This window comes from Streptomyces sp. NL15-2K, assembly GCF_030551255.1.
Lineage (GTDB): Bacteria > Actinomycetota > Actinomycetes > Streptomycetales > Streptomycetaceae > Streptomyces.
The window spans coordinates 1,620,553-1,636,775 of sequence record NZ_CP130630.1 but is presented as its reverse complement, the minus strand read 5'-3'; the positions used below and the strand labels follow the sequence as shown (position 1 = coordinate 1,636,775).

Genomic DNA, 16,223 nt, shown 5'->3' with positions numbered 1-16,223 from the left:
GACAGATTAGAACTGCCCCCGGTCGCCGCAGCGACCGGGGGCGGACTCTTCAATTCCGTACGAGTCGATCTACACGAGTTGATCTACACGGCTCGCCCTAGAGGACGCACTCCGCCTCTTCGTACCGCTCCGCGGGAACCGTCTTCAGCGTTTCCACGGCCTCCGCCAACGACACCATCACGATGTCCGTCCCCCGCAGCGCCGTCATCTTGCCGAACTCTCCCCGGTGCACGGCCTCCACGGCATGCCAGCCGAAACGGGTGGCCAGCACCCGGTCGTAGGCCGTCGGCGTCCCACCGCGCTGCACATGCCCGAGAATCACCGGCCGCGCTTCCTTCCCGAGCCGCTGCTCCAGCTCGATGGACAGCTGCCGCGCGATCCCGGCGAACCGCTCATGGCCGTAGATGTCCTTGCCGCCCTCGTCGTAGGTCATGGAACCGGGCTCCGGCTTCGCCCCCTCCGCCGCCACGACGATCGCGAACCGCTTGCCCGCCTCGAACCGCTCGCCGACCTTCTTGGTCAACGCCTCGATGTCGAAGGGCCGTTCCGGTACGACGATGGCGTGGGCGCCCGCCGCCATGCCGGAGTGCAGCGCGATCCAGCCGGTGTGGCGGCCCATGACCTCCACGACCAGGACGCGCTGATGGGACTCGGCGGTGGTCTTGAGCCGGTCCAGTGCCTCCGTCGCGACGCCCACGGCCGTGTCGAAGCCGAAGGTGACGTCGGTGACGGCGATGTCGTTGTCTATGGTCTTCGGCACACCGACGATGGGCAGACCGTTGTCCGACATCAGCCGGGCGGCCTTGAGCGTGCCCTCACCGCCGATCGGGATGATCGCGTCGAGACCGAGTTCCTCGACGTGGCCGCGGGCCCGCTCCACACCGTCCCGCAGGTGTGAGGGCTGGACCCGGGAGGAACCGAGGATCGTCCCGCCGCGGGCCAGGATGCCGCTCACCGCGTCGAGGTCGAGCTTGAGGTAGTCACACTCCAGGAGGCCCTTCCAGCCGTCCCGGAAACCGATGACTTCGTCGCCGTGGTCGACGACGGAACGGTGTACGACGGACCGGATGACGGCGTTCAGGCCGGGGCAGTCACCGCCGGAGGTGAGGACACCAATGCGCATAGCCCGAAATACCTTCTCGATGTGGGCCGGGTCCGGACCACGTTGTCCGGCTCGATCCCCGCCACCCTAGCGGCAGGAGGGGGCGGGGCCGAAGAACGCGTCCGCCTGCTGGACGACGCCGCTCACCTGTGCGGACGGACCGTCAGACGGGCTGGTTACGCCAGGTGGGACAGCCGGTGTACGACACCTCACGCGGGCTGCTGCGCGCTCGCGATGCGCTCGTTGCGCAGCGCCTCGTACCACCGGTCGTCGGTCGGCGGCAGCGCGTTGACGTCCAGCGCCAGCTTCAGCAGCAGGTCGGCGATGAGCGGGTTGCGGGCCAGCACCGGGCCGTGCATGTACGTACCGAAGACCGTGTCGTTGTACGCGCCCTCCGTGCCGTCCCCCGTGCCGTTGCCCTTGCCCAGCCGCACCTGGGCGAGCGGGCGGGCGGTGGGGCCGAGGTGGGTGACGCCCTGGTGGTTCTCGAAGCCGGTCAGCGGGGGCAGGCCCAGACGCGGGTCGATGTCCCCGAGCACGTCACCGACGCACCGCTCACCCTCGCCGCGCACGGACACCACGTCCAGCAGACCGAGACCGGGCTCGCGCTGACCGAGGTCGTTGATGAACTCGTGGCCGAGGATCTGGTAGCCGGCGCACACCGAGAAGACGATCGCGCCGTTCTCCACGGCCCGGAGCAGTCCGCCGTCCCGGCGCAGCCGCTCCGCCGCGAGCCGCTGCGGCCGGTCCTCGCCGCCGCCGATCAGGTAGATGTCGCCGGAGGTCGGGATCGGCTGGTCGCTGCGCACGTCGAGCCGGGCCACGTCGAGACCGCGCTGCCGCGCCCGGCGTTCCACGACGAGGACGTTGCCCTGGTCGCCGTACGTACTGAGCAGGTCGGGGTAGATCCAGACGACCCGCAGGCTGTTGTCGCTCATGAAGTCATTGTCCTCGGATTACGGAGGTCGCCGATCACGTCAGTTGCCGACGCGGCGGCGCAGGTCCTGGAAGGCGGTGTAGTTGGCGATGACCTCGATCCGGCCGGGCGGGCACATCTGCACGGCCTGGTCGAGGTTGTCGTACACCTGGAAGTGCTGATTGGCGACCTCCAGGCGCACCGCGAGGTCCAGCCTCCGGTCGCCGATGACGCAGATCGGGTGGCCGGTCAGGCGCGTGTAGTCGACGTCCCAGAGCCAGGAGGTGTCGGTGCCGTCGGCGCCGCGCGCGTTCACGGAGAGGATCACCGGGGTCGGTGGCGGATCGATCAGGCTGAACGTTTCGAGCCAGCCCGCCGGGTTCTTGGCGAGCAGCAGCCGCAGGTCCCGGCCCTGGAACTGGACGACGTCGTAGCGCCCGGCCACCGCCTGTACCTGGTACATGCGTTCCAGGGCGACCTGCGGCGGTACCCCGAAGACGGCGGCGACGGCGGCCGAGGAGGCGGCGTTGGCCTTGTTGGCGCGGCCCGGCAGCTGGAGGTGGATCGGCCAGGCGGAGCCGTGCGGGTCCAGAACATGGTCACCGGACAGTGCCCAGCTCGGGGTGGGACGGCGGAAGCCGCACTCACCGCAGAACCAGTCGTCGCCGGGCCGCTGCATCACGCCACCGCAGGACGGGCAGGACCAGGCGTCGTCCTTCCACATCTGCCCGGCGGCGACCCAGATCACGTTGGGGGAGGAGGACGCGGCCCACACCACCAGCGGGTCGTCCGCGTTGGCCACGATCACGGCCTTGGAACCGGCGAGCCCCTCCCGCCAGTTCTCGGCGAGCATGCGGGTCTCGGCGGCGCGGTCGAGCTGGTCGCGGGAGAGGTTGAGCAGGGCGATGCACTTCGGGGCGGTGTCCCGGGCGACCCCGGCGAGGTACTTCTCGTCCACCTCGATGACGCCGTACCTCGCGTCCGAGCTGCCCGCCAGCGCCGAGGTGATGCCGGCCGGCATGTTGGCGCCGAGCGCGTTGGAGACAACCGGGCCCGCAGCCCGGAGCGCTTCGGCGATCAGCCGGGTGGTCGTGGTCTTGCCGTTGGTCGCCGACACGAGGATGACGTCCAGGTTCTGGGCGAGCCGGGCGAGGAGGTCGGGGTCGAGCTTGAGCGCCACGCGGCCGCCGATCACCGAACCGCTGCCGCGCCCCGCGGCGCGCGACGCCGCCGCGACCGCCTTGCCCGCGGTCACGGCCAGCTTGGCCCGCGGCGTGAGCGGGTCCGAGTTGCCTGACATCAGTTCTCGATCCTCCTTGCGTACGCGCCGCGCCTCTGCCTGACGGCAACGTGGTGGTGGTCAGCCTATCGAGATTCCATTCGCACTCCCGAATCGCACCTGGGCTTTCCGCGGCGGGCCCGGGCGGACGGGACCGTACCCTTGCCGCCATGCGAAACGGCTCCATCCCGGGCACCCACGGGCGTGTCCGCCCCCTCACGCTGCTCGGCGACGCGGTTCTGCACGCCCCGTGCAAGGACGTCACCGACTTCGGCCCCGAGCTGGCGACCCTCGTGGAGGACCTGTTCGCGACGATGTACGCGGCACAGGGGGTGGGCCTGGCGGCGAATCAAGTGGGGGAGCAGCTACGGGTGTTCGTGTACGACTGCCCGGACGACGAGGAGGAGCGCCACGTGGGTCACGTGGTCAACCCACGGCTGGTGGAAGCCGACGGGGTGGTGCTGCGGGGGCCGGAGGGCTGCCTTTCCCTTCCGGGCCTGGAGGCGGGGACGGAGCGGTACGACCATGCGGTGGTCGAGGGCTTCACGATGACGGGCGAGCCGCTGACGATCCACGGCACGGGCTTCTTCGCCAGATGCTTGCAGCACGAATGCGACCACTTGGAGGGCAGGGTGTACGCGGACCATCTGAAGGGCTGGCGCCACCGCCGCCTGATGCGACAGGTGGCCCGAGCTTCATGGCACCGGTGAGCGGACGTACCTCCGGGCGACGGTCAGAACCCCGGACCCCCCATCTTGTCCCCCGCCGCAGCGAGCCGCCCCCACAACAGATCCGCCAGACTCCGCACCAACTCCGCACGAGAACAGGGACGTTCCCCCAACCACCAGTCCCCCGCCGCATGCATCATCCCGACGATCCCATGCCCCCACACCCGAGCCAACTGCTCACCCCCCGGTCCCAGGTCCAACCGATCCTCGATGACCTGAGCCAACTCCTCACCCATCCGCCGCAACAACGGAATGGTGTTCTTGCCCCCATCGAAGCCCTGATCACCGCTCGGGCCCCCCTCCGCCGGATGCATCAGGAACCGGTAGACCTGAGGCCGCGCCTCGATCGCCGCGAGGTACGTGTCCAACGTGGCCTCGACCCGCTCCCTGCGCTCCGCCGGCGCGTCCAGCGCGGCGCGCAGTGAATTCAGCAACGCGTCCGTGTGCCGTTTGGCCAACGCGGCGTAAAGTCCACCCTTGTCGCCGAAGTGCCGGTAGAGAATGGGCTTGGTGATGCCGGCCTCCGCGGCGATGGCGTTCATCGAGGCCTGTGGGCCGTCGCGCAGCACCACTCGGTCCGCGGCCTCCAGCAGCTCTCGCCGACGGCGGTCGGCGGACCGCTGCTGATCGGTCCGCTGTGTGGTGTCCATGAGCTCTCCCCACCCGTGCTGTCTAGGTAATGCCTGCGCAAACTAACACTCTGCATGCCCAGTGCATCGAACGGGCTGCCGGGCGTTCATCGGGAGTTGACTTTTCCTACCGACCAGTAACAGACTCAAGTTACCGCAAGTAACATGCAAATGCGCCGCTGGAGGGGACATGGCCGAGTTCACCATGGAGCTCAACGACGAACAGAAGGAGGTCCGCGACTGGCTGCACGGCTTCGCCGCCGATGTGATCCGGCCCGCGGCCGCCGAATGGGACGAGCGTGAGGAGACTCCCTGGCCGGTCATCCAGGAGGCCGCAAAGGTCGGCATCTATTCCCTCGACTTCTACGCCCAGCAGTACTTCGACCCCACCGGCCTCGGCATACCCATGGCCATGGAGGAGCTGTTCTGGGGCGACGCCGGCATCGCCCTCTCCATCGTCGGCACGGGCCTGGCCGCCGTCGGCGTCCTCGCCAACGGCACCGAGGAACAGATCGGCACCTGGATCCCCCAGATGTACGGCGATGCGGGCGATGTAAAGGTCGCCGCCTTCTGCTCCTCCGAGCCGGACGCCGGTTCCGACGTGGCCTCGATGCGGACGCGGGCCGTGTACGACGAGGCCAAGGACGAGTGGGTGATCAACGGCACCAAGACCTGGGCGACCAATGGCGGCATCGCCAATGTCCACGTCGTCGTCGCGGTCGTCGACCCGGAGCTCGGCTCCAAGGGCCACGCGTCCTTCATCATCCCGCCGAACACGCCGGGTCTCGCCCAGGGGCAGAAGTTCAAGAAGCACGGCATCCGCGCCTCGCACACCGCCGAGGTGGTCCTGGACAACGTCCGCGTTCCCGGCTCCTGCCTGCTCGGCGGCAAGGAGAAGCTGGACGAGCGGCTGGCCCGCGCCCGTGAGAGGGCGAAGACGGGCGGTGAGCGAGTGAAGAACGCGGCGATGGCCACGTTCGAGGCCTCGCGTCCGGCCGTGGGGGCGATGGCCGTGGGCACCGCCCGGGCCGCGTACGAGGTCGCCCTCGACTACGCGAAGACGCGTGAGCAGTTCGGCCGTCCGATCATCGACAACCAGGGCGTCGCCTTCCAGCTGGCGGACATGCGGACATCCATCGACGCGGCACGCCTCCTGGTCTGGCGGGCGTCCTGGATGGCGGTCAACGGCAAGCAGTTCACGGCGGCCGAGGGCTCGATGTCGAAGCTGTTCGCGAGCGAGACGGCGAAGCAGGTGACCGCCCAGGCGATCCAGATCCTGGGTGGGAACGGCTACACGCGGGAGTACCCGGTCGAGCGGATGCACCGTGACGCCGCCATCTACACGATCTTCGAGGGGACGAGCGAGATCCAGCGGCTGGTGATCGCGCGGACGCTGTCGGGGATGCCGATCCGGTAGAGCCGCGGGTCCGCACTCACTGGTGTGACCAGGTGACGGGGAGAGTCTCGGGCCCGCGGATCGACGCGCCCCTCCTGAAGGGGACCTCCTCGGGCGGTACGGCGAGCCCCAGACCGGGAATCCCGTCCAGCAGCGCGTCGATCAGCAGCTCGGACTCCAGCCGGACGAGCGTTCCGCCGGGGCAGGCGTGCGGGCCGGAGCCGAAGGAGACATGCGGGCTCGGGTCGCGGTCGAAGTCGATCGTCTCCGGGAACGGGAAGACGTCCGGGTCCCGGTTCGCGGCCAGGTACGACACGTAGAGCGCGTCGCCCGCCCGGATCCGTACGCCCCTGATCCCCACGTCCTCCAGGGCGATCCGCGACAGGCCGACCGCGTTGCGGTGCGGGATGTAGCGCAGCAGTTCGTCGATGGCCTTCGGGCGGATCTCCGGCTCGGCGCGCAGCCGTTCGGCCAGGCCGGGGCGCGTCAGGAGGATGTAGAACATCTGGCCGCTGTGGTGAGTGACCGGCTGGCCGCCGATCTGGAGGAGCACCGCGAGGCCCACCGCCTCCTCCAGGGTCACCTCGCCGCGGCCCACGGCGGCACCGAGCAGCGAAATGACGTCCTGGTCCGTGCTGCCTTCGCGCTCGCCAATGAGCCGGGCGAAGTACGCGCCCATCTCGTTCTTGGCCTTCTCGCCGACCTGGGCGCCGTGCGAGGCGGACAGGATGAGCTGGGTCCAGGTGTGCATGCCGTGCCAGTCGGCGGCCGGGACGCCCATCAGCTCGCAGATCACCGCGATGGAGAACGGGCTGAGGACGCTCGCGGTGAGATCGGCGGGCGGACCGTCCTGAAGCAGCTCGTCGACCAGTTCGTCGAGCATGCGGCGGGACTTCTCGCGGATCCGCTCCACGCCCGTCGCCGTGAAGGCGGCGGCCACCGAGCGGCGCAGCCGGGTGTGGTCGGGCGGGTCCAGGAAACCGGCCTCGCCACGAGCCGGGACGAAACGCGGGGCGAGCCGGGTGACCTCCCGGTCCATGACGGCCTCACGGCTGAACCGGGGGTCGTCGGTCACCATCCGCACATCCTCGTGGCGGGTCACCAGCCAGGCCCAGCCTTCGCCGTTGGGCAGTTGGATCCGGGTGACCGGGCCCTCGCGCATCAGTTCGGTCAGCAGCGGGTCGAAGTCGACGCCGGGCAGGTCGAGGGACGGCCAGTGCCGGATCGGGGGCAGTATCTCGGTGAGGGTCTCTTCGCTCATGCCGTCTCTTCGCGGAAGTCGTGAGCGTGGTCCCACCCACGATCACCCGGCGGGGCGACGGTGTCGCGCGGGGCTGCTCCGTTTCGGGGAACGCCCTGCCCTACGGCGCACCCCCGCTGCTGTGAGCGATGCACGCCACGTCAATACGATCGGCCAGCTTCGCAAGCTCGATCGTCAACGCGGCCACCGTGTCCTCATCGAGCCCGTCCGCCCCGGCCTCCACAAGATGCAGCCACCTCCCGCCCACCGTGCGGAGCAGTTTGCTCACATCGGCGGCAGCCACCTGCAAGGTCCCGCGGTCGTCGACGATCAGAGGCAGAGTCACTTCGCGGTTCACAAACGGGATGGTAGCCGCGCGGCGCTCACGCACCGTGCCAAACGGTCGTGATGTTGCAGAACTCCCGGATTCCGTGCCCGGACAGCTCACGCCCGTACCCGGACCGCTTCACTCCGCCGAACGGGAACGCCGGATGGGACGCCGTCATCCCGTTGACGTACACGCCGCCCGCATCCAGGTCCCGTACGAAGCGGTCGACCTCGCTCTCGTCGCGCGTCCAGACATTGGAACTCAGCCCGAACGGCGAGTCGTTCGCGATCAGCACGGCCTCGTCCAGGTCGGCCGCGCGGTACAGCGTGGCGACCGGCCCGAAGGCCTCCTCGCGGTGGATGCGCATCTCGCGGCCGATGTCGGCCAGCACGGTCGGCGGGTAGTACCAGCCGGGACCGTCCGGCCGTTCGCCACCGCACAGCACCGTCGCTCCGCCGCGCCTCGCGTCGTCGACCAGTTCCTCCAGATCGGTCCGTCCCTGCTCGCTCGACAGCGGCCCGACCTCCGTCTCCTCCTCCAGCGGGTCGCCGACCTTCAGCGCCTTCATGCCCTGAACGAACCGCTCGGCGAAGGCGTCGTACACGTCCGCGTGCACGATGAACCGCTTCGCGGCGATGCACGACTGCCCGGTGTTCTGCACGCGCGCGGTCACCGCGACCTGGGCCGCCCGGTCGATGTCCGCCGACGGCATCACCACGAACGGGTCGCTGCCGCCCAGCTCCAGCACCGTCTTCTTGATCATCTCCGCGGCGGTGGACGCCACCGCCCGGCCCGCCGGTTCGCTGCCGGTGAGGGTGGCCGCCTTGACCCGCTCGTCGCGCAGGATGTCGTCGACCGCGCCGGAGCCGATGAGCAGGGTCTGGAAACAGCCCTCGGTGAAGCCCGCGCGGTGGAACAGGTCCTCCAGGTAGAGGGCGGTCTGCGGAACGTTCGAGGCGTGTTTGAGCAGGCCCACGTTGCCGGCCATGAGGGCCGGTGCCGCGAATCGGATCACCTGCCAGAGGGGGAAGTTCCACGGCATCACCGCGAGCACCGGTCCCATCGGCCGGTAGCGGACCAGGGCCCGGGAGGCGCCGGAGTCCTTCACGTCGAAGTCGGCGGGTTCCTCGTCGGCGAGCAGTTCCTCGGCGTGATCGGCGTACCAGCGCATCGCCTTGACGCACTTGGCGGCCTCCGCGCGGGCCTGCTTGACGGGCTTGCCCATCTCGGTGGTCAGCACGCGGGCGATGTCCTGCTGGTCCTCGTCGAGGAGATCGGCGGCCCGGTGCAGCAGGCGGGCACGCTCGGCGAAGGTCGTCGTCCGGTACGTGCGGAACGTGGCCTCCGCGAGCTGGAGCCTGCGCTCGATCTCCTCCTCGCCCATGGCCTCGTACGTCTTGAGTGTCTCGCCGTTCGCCGGGTTGACCGTTGCGATGGGCATGACTGACCTCCCTGGGGACGGGCTGTGTTCCGACCTTCCCGCGCGGCGCTGGGCGCCGCAACGCGTAGGCATCTGCTCAGGTCGAGTGCTCCGCCAGGCGGTCGAGAAACGCGGCCTGCGCCTTGACGATCACGGTCCGCGCGCGGTCGAGGCCGAACCACTCCACCCTGTCCAGCTCCGGGAACTCCTGGATCTGCCCGGACTTCGGCGGCCACTCCATCCGGAACGTGCCCGGGTCGATCGTCGCCGGGTCGAGGTCCGCCTCGACCGCCCACGCCGTGACGATCTTGCCGTTCGTCTGCCGGACCTCGCCGAGCGGCACGGCCTCGCCGTCCGGTGGCTCCAAGCCCAGCTCCTCCTGGAACTCCCGGCGGGCCGCGTCCCAGGCGGGTTCCTCGGGGTCGTACTCGCCCTTCGGCACGGTCCACGCCCCCGCGTCGCGCCGCGTGAAGAAGGGGCCGCCCATGTGGCCGAGCAACACCTCCAGGCCGAGGTCGGTGTGGCGGAACAGCAGCAGGCCCGCGCTGTGTTTCACGGCCTCACCTCGGGATGGGCCGCGAGCAGCGTCTCGACCGTGTCGGCGTCCTCCGGGCGTTTGTCCTCGCGGTAGCGGACCACGCGGGCGAAGCGGAGGGTGACGCCGGCCGGGTAGCGGGTGGACTTCTGCAGGCCGTCGTAGGCGATCTCCACGACGAGCTCGGGGCGTACGGTGACCACGTATCCGCTGTCGTCCACGGCCAGCTCCTGGAGCCGCTCGGTCTGCCAGGTCAGCATCGCGTCGGTCATGCCCTTGAAGGTCTTGCCGAGCATCGCGAAGGAGCCGTCGGCGGTGCGGGCGCCGAGGTGGAGGTTGGAGAGCTTGCCGGTACGGCGGCCGTGGCCCCACTCGGCCGCCAGGACCACCAGATCGAGCGTGTGGACGGGCTTGACCTTCAGCCAGGACGCGCCGCGCCGGCCCGCGCTGTAGGGGGCGTCGAGGGACTTCACGACAACGCCCTCGTGGCCGCGCTTCAGGGTCTCGGCGAGGAACTCCTCAGCCGTGGCCACGTCCTGCGGCCCGGACACCGGTGCACGCCGCACCCGCATCGGCTCGGGCACCAGCCGGGCCAGCTCCGCGTGCCGCTCGGCGAACGGCAGGTCGAGCAGGTCGCGGTCGTCGACGGACAGGGCGTCGAAGAAGACGGGGGAGACGGGGACCGCCCGCGCGGCCGTCGCCACGTCCGCGCGCGAACCGACGCGGCCGGCGATCTCCTGGAAGGAGCGGGGCCGTCCGTCCTCGTCGAAGGCGATGACCTCGCCGTCCAGGATGAACCGGTCGCCCCTCAATTCCAGGGCGGCGGTGGTCAGTTCGGGCAGCCGGTCGGTGATGTCGTCGAGGGTGCGGGTGTAGAGCCGTACGGTGTCGCCGTCCCGGTGGACCTGAACGCGGATGCCGTCCAGCTTCTCCTCGACCGCGCAGGCGCCGAGCTTGTCGACCGCCTCGGCCACCGAGGAGGCGCTGTGCGCCAGCATCGGCAGGACCGGGCGGCCGACGGTCAGCCGGAAGCGGTCCAGGGCGGCGGGGCCGTCCGCCAGCAGGGCCTCGGCCACCGTCTGGAGGGAGCCCGCGAGCATCACCGCCCGCCGTACGTCCGCCGGCGGCGCCCCCGTCGCCTTGGCCAGCCCTTCGACCGCGACCGCGTCCAGCGCGCCCTGCCGGACCTCGCCGGTGATCAGGCCGAGCAGGAATCGCTGCTCGTTCTCCGTCGCAGCGCCCATCAGCTCGCCGACCAGCCGGGCCCGCTCGGCCTGTGAGCCGGCGCCCAAGACCTTGCCCAGCTCGCTGAGCCGGGCGTCGACCTCGCGCACGGTCAGGGTCGGCTCGGCGGCCGGGGTGACCGGGCGGCTCAGCACCTTCCAGCCGACACCCAGCCGCCCCTGGGGCAGCCGTCCCGCCAGATACGGGATGACGATCGGTACGTCGTCCGCCTCGGCGTCCCGGAACAGCTCGGCGAGGAGCGCGATCTTCCGGGAGCGCGCCGAGGTCGCGGCGACCTCCTGGGACACCTGGGCCAGCCGGGTCAGCAGCATGCAGCCATGGTGCACCGGAAGGGGGCGGTCTACACCCGGACGGCCGCGTCGAGGTCGGTCATGAGCAGTTCCCCGTTGATGGTGGCGCCCGCCCGGTATCCGCGGCTCGCCGCGTTCACGACCTGCTCCGCGAAGCCGCTCGCGTTGCCCGCCGCCCACAGGCCCGGGACGGTGGTCTGACCGCGCTCGTCGATCACGGGGTAGCTGCCGAACGGCGTCTCGTTCATCTCGGCGCCCAGCCGTGCGAGCAGGTCCGTCCGTGGCACGGCCCGGGGCGCCACGAACAGCACCTCGCGGTCGTGGGTCGTGCCGTCCGCCAGCCGGACCCCGGTGAGCCGGTCGTCGTCCACCACCAGGCCGGAGACCTCGCCGGGCACCACGTCGACCCCGGCCGCGGCCAGTCTGCGCAGGTCCTCGTCCGACAGCTCCCGCTCGGCGACCTCGTGCAGGAAGAAGGTCACGTCCTTCGACCACTGGGTCACGATCAACGCCTGGTGCACGCTCATCGGGGTGGTGGCGAGCACGCCGAACGCCTGGTCGCGGACCTCCCAGCCGTGGCAGTACGGGCAGTGCAGCACGTCCCGGCCGAAGCGCTCGGCGAGGCCTTCCACCTTCGGCAGTTCGTCCTTGAGGCCGGTCGCGATCACGAGCCGTCGGGCGCGCACGGTGCGACCGCTCGCGAGGACCACGGCGAAATCTTCCTCCTTGCCGACGTCCACCGCCCGGTCCCGGACCAGCTCCACCCCGTACCGAGCGATCTCCTCCCGTCCGACGGCCAGGAAGTCCGCGGGCGGCATGCCGTCCCGGCTCAGGTAGCCGTGCATGTGCGCGGCGGGCGCGTTGCGCGGCTCGCCCGCGTCGACGACCAGCGTGCGGCGCCGTGCCCGGCCGAGGACCAGTGCGGCGGAGAGTCCGGCCGTGCCGCCTCCGACGACGACCACTTCGTACGAGTCCTGCGAGTCCTTCTGGGTCATGGTGACCACCTCCACGGAAAAGGTCGCTCGCCCACTGCCGCATTGACAAATGTGTTTGCCGAAACTGCAATGGGGTCATGAGTGATGGAGTCATGAGTGACGACACGGGCACCGACGAGGTGCTCGCGGAGGTCGGTCCCCGGCTGCGGCGGATTCGCAAGGAGCGGGGTGCGACGCTCGCCGGGCTGTCGGAGGCGACCGGCATCTCGGTGAGCACCCTGTCGCGACTGGAGTCCGGCCTGCGCAAGCCCAGCCTGGAACTGCTGCTGCCGATCGCGCGGGCCCACGAGGTGGCTCTGGACGAGCTGGTGGGGGCTCCGCCGGTGCGGGACCCGCGGGTGCGGTCCCAGCCGATCGTGCGGCACGGGCGCACCTACTGGCCGCTCACCCGCCAGCCCGGCGGACTCCAGGCGTTCAAGGTGCTCGTACCGCAGGGGGCGGAGGAGCCGGAACCCCGTGTCCACGAGGGGTATGAATGGCTCTACGTCCTCTCCGGGCGGCTGCGGTTCGTGCTGGGCGAGCACGATGTGGTGCTCACGGCGGGGGAGGCGGCCGAGTTCGACACACGCGTGCCGCACTGGTTCGGGTCGACGGGGGAGGGGCCGGTGGAGTTCCTCAGCCTGTTCGGGCCGCAGGGCGAGCGCATGCACGTACGGGCGCGGCCCAAGCGGTCGTGACGCACACGACTGTTCCCTGATGGGCAAGCGACCGCTTAGTATGCGAGGGACCCCGGTCAGACGACACACGTGAGCCGAAGGGGCTGAAGCGCCCCTGAGGCGAGCAAATAGACGCAGTCCCGTGGAGGCACCGCATGCAGGCATGGCAAGTGCACGAGAACGGCGAGCCGGGCGAGGTGATGCGCCTGGAGGACGTGGCGCGGCCCACGCCCGGTGACGGCCAGGTCCTGCTGAAGGTGCGTGCCGCGAACATCAACTTCCCGGACGCGCTCATGGTCCGGGGCCAGTACCAGGTCCGGCCTCCGCTGCCGTTCACCCCGGGCGTGGAGATCTGCGGCGAGACCGAGGACGGCCGGCGGGTCATCGCCAACCCCGCACTGCCGTACGGCGGTTTCGCCGAGTACGCCGTCGCGGACGCCGCCGCTCTCCTGCCCGCGCCCGACTCCCTGGACGACGCCGAGGCCGCCGCGCTGCACATCGGCTACCAGACGGGTTGGTTCGGCCTGCACCGGCGGGCCCGGCTGGAGGCCGGCGAGACGCTGCTCGTCCACGCTGCCGCAGGAGGGGTCGGCAGCGCGGCCGTGCAGCTCGGGAAGGCGGCCGGGGCAACGGTCATCGGTGTCGTGGGCGGCGCCGAGAAGGCCGCCGTCGCCCGGGAGCTGGGGTGCGACGTGGTGATCGACCGGCGCGGCGAGGACGTGATCGCCGCCGTCAAGGAGGCCACCGGCGGCCGGGGCGCCGACGTGATCTACGACCCGGTCGGCGGCGAGGCGTATGCCCAGTCCGCCAAGGTCGTCGCCTTCGAGGGCCGGATCGTGGTCGTGGGCTTCGCGAGCGGGACCATCCCGAGCCCGGGGCTGAACCACGCACTGGTGAAGAACTACGCGATCCTCGGCCTGCACTGGGGCCTGTACAACACCAAGAACCCGAAGCTGGTCCAGCACTGCCACGAGCAGCTCACCGAACTGGCCGCCCGGGGCGCGATCAAGCCGCTGGTGAGCGAACGGGTGCCGATGAGCGGAGCGGCGGCCGCCGTACAGCGGGTCGCCGACGGTGTGACCACCGGCCGGGTCGCCGTCGTCCCCGGTCTCACGGAAGGAGAGGCGGCATGACCGACGCAGCCGAACTCAAGCGCCGCACCGCGGAGTTGCTGGCCGTCTTCCCTCCCGCCACCACCGACCGGCTCGACTTCCTCAAGGCCCGCTTCGACGCCGGTCTCGCCTGGGTGCACTACCCGGAGGGCCTCGGCGGCCTCGGCGCCCCGCGCTCCCTCCAGGCCGTCGTGGACGCCGAGTTGGAGGCCGCAGGGGCTCCCGACAACGACCCGCGGCGGATCGGCATCGGGCTCGGGATGGCAGCGCCGACGATCCTGCACTACGGCACCGAGGAGCAGAAGGAGCGGTACCTCAGGCCCCTGTGGGTGGGGGAGGAAGTCTGGTGCCAGCTGTTCAGCGAGCCCGGCGCCGGGTCCGACCTGGCCGCGCTCGGCACGCGGGCCGTCCGGGAAGATGGGGGTCCCTCCCGCTCGAGCGAAGCCGAGAGTGGGGGAGAGTGGGTCGTCAACGGGCAGAAGGTGTGGACGTCCAGCGCCCATGTCGCCCGCTGGGCCATCCTCATCGCCCGCACCGACCCGGAGGTGCCCAAGCACGCGGGCATCACGTACTTCATCTGCGACATGACCGACCCGGGTGTCGAGGTGCGGCCGCTGCGGCAGATCACCGGCGAGGCCGAGTTCAACGAGGTGTTCCTCACCGACGTCCGGATCCCGGACTCGCGCCGCCTCGGCGAGGTCGGCGACGGCTGGCGGGTCGCGCAGACCACCCTGAACAACGAACGCGTCGCCATCGGCGGCATGCGGCTGCCCCGCGAGGGCGGCATGATCGGCCCCGTCTCGAAGACCTGGCGCGAACGCCCAGAACTGCGCACCCACGACCTCCACCAGCGCCTGCTGAAGCTCTGGGTCGAGGCCGAGGTCGCCCGCCTCACCGGCGAACGCCTGCGCCAGCAGCTCGTGGCCGGCCAGCCCGGTCCCGAGGGAGCCGGGATGAAGCTCGCCTTCGCCCGCCTCAACCAGGAGATCAGCGGCGTGGAGGTCGAACTCCTCGGCGAAGAGGGCCTGCTGTACGACGACTGGACCATGCGCCGCCCCGAGCTGGTGGACTTCACCGGCCGCGAGGCCGGCTACCGCTACCTCCGTTCCAAGGGCAACAGCATCGAGGGCGGGACCAGCGAGGTCCTGCTGAACATCGTCGCCGAGCGCGTCCTGGGCCTGCCCGCCGAGCCGCGCACCGACAAGGACGTCGCGTGGAAGGACCTGGCCCGATGAGCACGCAGCCCGACCTGCTGTACTCGGAGGAGGAAGAGGCGCTCCGCGCCGCCGTCCGCGACCTGCTCGCCGACCACTGCGATCCGGCGGACGTGATCGCCCGTATCGAGTCCGACGGGCCGCACGACCGTGAGGCGTGGAAGGCGCTCGCCGACGGCATGGGCCTCGCGGGCCTCCTCGTGCCCGAGGAGCGAGGAGGCCAGGGCGCCGGCCACCGCGAAGTCGCCGTCGTGCTGGAGGAGTTGGGGCGCGCGGTCGCCCCCGTCCCGTATCTGACCAGCGCCGTCGTCGCCACCGAGGCCCTGCTGGCCTGCAGCGACGCCGACGACCTCGTCGCCGAGCTGGCTTCCGGACGCGGCATCGGCGCCCTCGCCGTCGCCCTGAACGTCGCTCCGGGCGGCGCCTTCAAGGCCGTACGAGAGGAAAACGGCTCCCTGCACGGGGAGTTGACCGGCATCGCGGACGCGGCCGCCGCCGATGTGCTGCTCGTCCCGGCCGACGACGGCGGGCTGTACGCGGTCGACGCGGACGCCGTGACGATCACCCCGCAGGTGTCCCTGGACCTGACCCGGCCCCTCGCGACCGTAACCCTCGACGGGGTCCAGGGCCGTCTGCTGGGCGACGCCGAACCCGCTGTACGACGGGCCCTGCGCGCCGGAGCCGGGCTCCTCGCCTCGGAGCAACTGGGCCTCGCCGAATGGGCGTTGACGGAGACGGTCCGCTACCTGAAGGAACGCAAGCAGTTCAACCGGCCCGTCGGCGGCTTCCAGGCACTCAAGCACCGGCTCGCCCAGCTGTGGCTGGAGGTCGTCCACCTGCGCGCCGCGGCCCGCAACGCCGCGGACGCCCTCGCGACCGGCGAGGACGTCGACGTGGCGGTCGCCGTCGCCCAGGCGTACGCCGCGCCCGTCGCCGTGCGTGCCGCCGAGGAGGCACTGCAACTGCACGGCGGCATCGGCATGACCTGGGAACACCCGATCCACCTCTCCCTGAAGCGGGCGAAGGCCGACTCGATCGCGTACGGCACCGCGGGCCGCCACCGGGAGGCGCTGGCCGAACTGGTCGACCTCCAGGCCCCCCAAGCCCCCTGACGTACACCTGGGAGAAGTCCACGAAA

16 protein-coding genes are annotated in these 16,223 nt (G+C 70.8%); 6 read left to right on the top strand and 10 right to left on the bottom strand.

Annotation, left to right across the window (positions count from 1 at the left end; all coding sequences use genetic code 11):
- Positions 1-97: 97 nt before the first annotated feature.
- From Q4V64_RS06720 to Q4V64_RS06710, 3 genes are all read right to left on the bottom strand, one after another.
- Positions 98-1,123 carry a 6-phosphofructokinase gene (locus Q4V64_RS06720; RefSeq protein WP_124444243.1) on the bottom strand — a complete coding sequence of 342 codons (1,026 nt, stop codon included), beginning with the start codon at positions 1,121-1,123 and terminating at the stop codon, positions 98-100.
- A 188-nt stretch (positions 1,124-1,311) separates the two neighbouring features.
- Entirely contained in the window at positions 1,312-2,040 is a 729-nt protein-coding gene (locus Q4V64_RS06715; RefSeq protein WP_124444244.1) for a glutamine amidotransferase, read from the bottom strand.
- Positions 2,041-2,079: 39 nt separating this feature from the next.
- Positions 2,080-3,318, bottom strand: coding sequence for a MurT ligase domain-containing protein (locus Q4V64_RS06710; RefSeq protein WP_124444245.1), 1,239 nt, complete (start codon positions 3,316-3,318; stop codon positions 2,080-2,082).
- A gap of 149 nt (positions 3,319-3,467) precedes the next feature.
- On the opposite strand from Q4V64_RS06710, the gene def reads away from it, so the two are divergent.
- Positions 3,468-4,007 (top strand): peptide deformylase, encoded by a 540-nt coding sequence (gene def, locus Q4V64_RS06705; protein ID WP_124444246.1) that lies wholly within the window; start codon positions 3,468-3,470, stop codon positions 4,005-4,007.
- Positions 4,008-4,030: 23 nt separating this feature from the next.
- Here def and Q4V64_RS06700 read toward each other — a convergent pair whose 3' ends face one another.
- Positions 4,031-4,675, bottom strand: a complete 645-nt coding sequence (locus Q4V64_RS06700) for a TetR family transcriptional regulator (protein WP_124444247.1) — start codon at positions 4,673-4,675, stop codon at positions 4,031-4,033.
- A 169-nt stretch (positions 4,676-4,844) separates the two neighbouring features.
- Here Q4V64_RS06700 and Q4V64_RS06695 point away from each other — a divergent pair, with 169 nt between their 5' ends.
- Positions 4,845-6,071, top strand: a complete 1,227-nt coding sequence (locus Q4V64_RS06695; protein ID WP_124444248.1) for an acyl-CoA dehydrogenase family protein — start codon at positions 4,845-4,847, stop codon at positions 6,069-6,071.
- Positions 6,072-6,087: 16 nt separating this feature from the next.
- Here the strand turns inward: Q4V64_RS06695 and Q4V64_RS06690 are convergent, their stop codons facing one another.
- The 6 genes from Q4V64_RS06690 to Q4V64_RS06665 all read right to left on the bottom strand — a co-directional run bounded on the left by Q4V64_RS06690 (position 6,088) and on the right by Q4V64_RS06665 (position 12,103).
- Entirely contained in the window at positions 6,088-7,311 is a 1,224-nt protein-coding gene (locus Q4V64_RS06690) for a cytochrome P450 (RefSeq protein ID WP_124444249.1), read from the bottom strand.
- A 100-nt stretch (positions 7,312-7,411) separates the two neighbouring features.
- A complete protein-coding gene (locus Q4V64_RS06685; RefSeq protein WP_095752989.1) occupies positions 7,412-7,648 on the bottom strand; it encodes a DUF6213 family protein in 237 nt (78 codons plus the stop codon).
- A 25-nt stretch (positions 7,649-7,673) separates the two neighbouring features.
- Complete coding sequence (locus Q4V64_RS06680) at positions 7,674-9,059, bottom strand: NADP-dependent succinic semialdehyde dehydrogenase (RefSeq protein WP_124444250.1); 1,386 nt, start codon at positions 9,057-9,059, stop codon at positions 7,674-7,676.
- A 76-nt stretch (positions 9,060-9,135) separates the two neighbouring features.
- A complete protein-coding gene (locus tag Q4V64_RS06675; RefSeq protein ID WP_124444251.1) occupies positions 9,136-9,594 on the bottom strand; it encodes an NUDIX domain-containing protein in 459 nt (152 codons plus the stop codon).
- The gene (locus Q4V64_RS06670; protein ID WP_124444252.1) at positions 9,591-11,129 is read right to left on the bottom strand and encodes an ATP-dependent DNA ligase; all 1,539 of its coding nucleotides are present in this window, start codon (positions 11,127-11,129) and stop codon (positions 9,591-9,593) included. Before Q4V64_RS06670 ends, Q4V64_RS06675 begins: the two co-directional genes overlap by 4 nt.
- A 29-nt stretch (positions 11,130-11,158) precedes the next feature.
- The gene (locus Q4V64_RS06665; RefSeq protein WP_124444253.1) at positions 11,159-12,103 is read right to left on the bottom strand and encodes an NAD(P)/FAD-dependent oxidoreductase; all 945 of its coding nucleotides are present in this window, start codon (positions 12,101-12,103) and stop codon (positions 11,159-11,161) included.
- Between the two features lie 92 nt (positions 12,104-12,195).
- Here Q4V64_RS06665 and Q4V64_RS06660 point away from each other — a divergent pair, with 92 nt between their 5' ends.
- The 4 genes from Q4V64_RS06660 to Q4V64_RS06645 all read left to right on the top strand — a co-directional run bounded on the left by Q4V64_RS06660 (position 12,196) and on the right by Q4V64_RS06645 (position 16,197).
- Positions 12,196-12,780 (top strand): XRE family transcriptional regulator, encoded by a 585-nt coding sequence (locus Q4V64_RS06660; protein ID WP_253267346.1) that lies wholly within the window; start codon positions 12,196-12,198, stop codon positions 12,778-12,780.
- A gap of 134 nt (positions 12,781-12,914) precedes the next feature.
- Positions 12,915-13,892, top strand: coding sequence for an NADPH:quinone oxidoreductase family protein (locus Q4V64_RS06655; protein ID WP_124444255.1), 978 nt, complete (start codon positions 12,915-12,917; stop codon positions 13,890-13,892).
- Positions 13,889-15,106 carry an acyl-CoA dehydrogenase family protein gene (locus tag Q4V64_RS06650; protein ID WP_124444256.1) on the top strand — a complete coding sequence of 406 codons (1,218 nt, stop codon included), beginning with the start codon at positions 13,889-13,891 and terminating at the stop codon, positions 15,104-15,106. Before Q4V64_RS06655 ends, Q4V64_RS06650 begins: the two co-directional genes overlap by 4 nt.
- Positions 15,103-16,197: an acyl-CoA dehydrogenase family protein gene (locus Q4V64_RS06645; RefSeq protein WP_124444257.1), complete on the top strand. Its 1,095-nt coding sequence runs from the start codon at positions 15,103-15,105 to the stop codon at positions 16,195-16,197. The genes Q4V64_RS06650 and Q4V64_RS06645 overlap by 4 nt, the downstream gene beginning before the upstream one ends.
- The last annotated feature ends 26 nt before the right edge of the window (positions 16,198-16,223 follow it).

Excerpts from the sequence above, each read along its gene's own strand:
- Q4V64_RS06720 (WP_124444243.1), bottom strand. The coding sequence starts at position 1,123 with ATGCGCATTGGTGTCCTCACCTCCGGCGGTGACTGCCCCGGCCTGAAC.
- Q4V64_RS06715 (WP_124444244.1), bottom strand. The coding sequence starts at position 2,040 with ATGAGCGACAACAGCCTGCGGGTCGTCTGGATCTACCCCGACCTGCTC.
- Q4V64_RS06710 (WP_124444245.1), bottom strand. The coding sequence starts at position 3,318 with ATGTCAGGCAACTCGGACCCGCTCACGCCGCGGGCCAAGCTGGCCGTG.
- def (WP_124444246.1), top strand. The coding sequence starts at position 3,468 with ATGCGAAACGGCTCCATCCCGGGCACCCACGGGCGTGTCCGCCCCCTC.
- Q4V64_RS06700 (WP_124444247.1), bottom strand. The coding sequence starts at position 4,675 with ATGGACACCACACAGCGGACCGATCAGCAGCGGTCCGCCGACCGCCGT.
- Q4V64_RS06695 (WP_124444248.1), top strand. The coding sequence starts at position 4,845 with ATGGCCGAGTTCACCATGGAGCTCAACGACGAACAGAAGGAGGTCCGC.
- Q4V64_RS06690 (WP_124444249.1), bottom strand. The coding sequence starts at position 7,311 with ATGAGCGAAGAGACCCTCACCGAGATACTGCCCCCGATCCGGCACTGG.
- Q4V64_RS06680 (WP_124444250.1), bottom strand. The coding sequence starts at position 9,059 with ATGCCCATCGCAACGGTCAACCCGGCGAACGGCGAGACACTCAAGACG.
- Q4V64_RS06670 (WP_124444252.1), bottom strand. The coding sequence starts at position 11,129 with ATGCTGCTGACCCGGCTGGCCCAGGTGTCCCAGGAGGTCGCCGCGACC.
- Q4V64_RS06665 (WP_124444253.1), bottom strand. The coding sequence starts at position 12,103 with ATGACCCAGAAGGACTCGCAGGACTCGTACGAAGTGGTCGTCGTCGGA.
- Q4V64_RS06660 (WP_253267346.1), top strand. The coding sequence starts at position 12,196 with ATGAGTGACGACACGGGCACCGACGAGGTGCTCGCGGAGGTCGGTCCC.
- Q4V64_RS06655 (WP_124444255.1), top strand. The coding sequence starts at position 12,915 with ATGCAGGCATGGCAAGTGCACGAGAACGGCGAGCCGGGCGAGGTGATG.
- Q4V64_RS06650 (WP_124444256.1), top strand. The coding sequence starts at position 13,889 with ATGACCGACGCAGCCGAACTCAAGCGCCGCACCGCGGAGTTGCTGGCC.
- Q4V64_RS06645 (WP_124444257.1), top strand. The coding sequence starts at position 15,103 with ATGAGCACGCAGCCCGACCTGCTGTACTCGGAGGAGGAAGAGGCGCTC.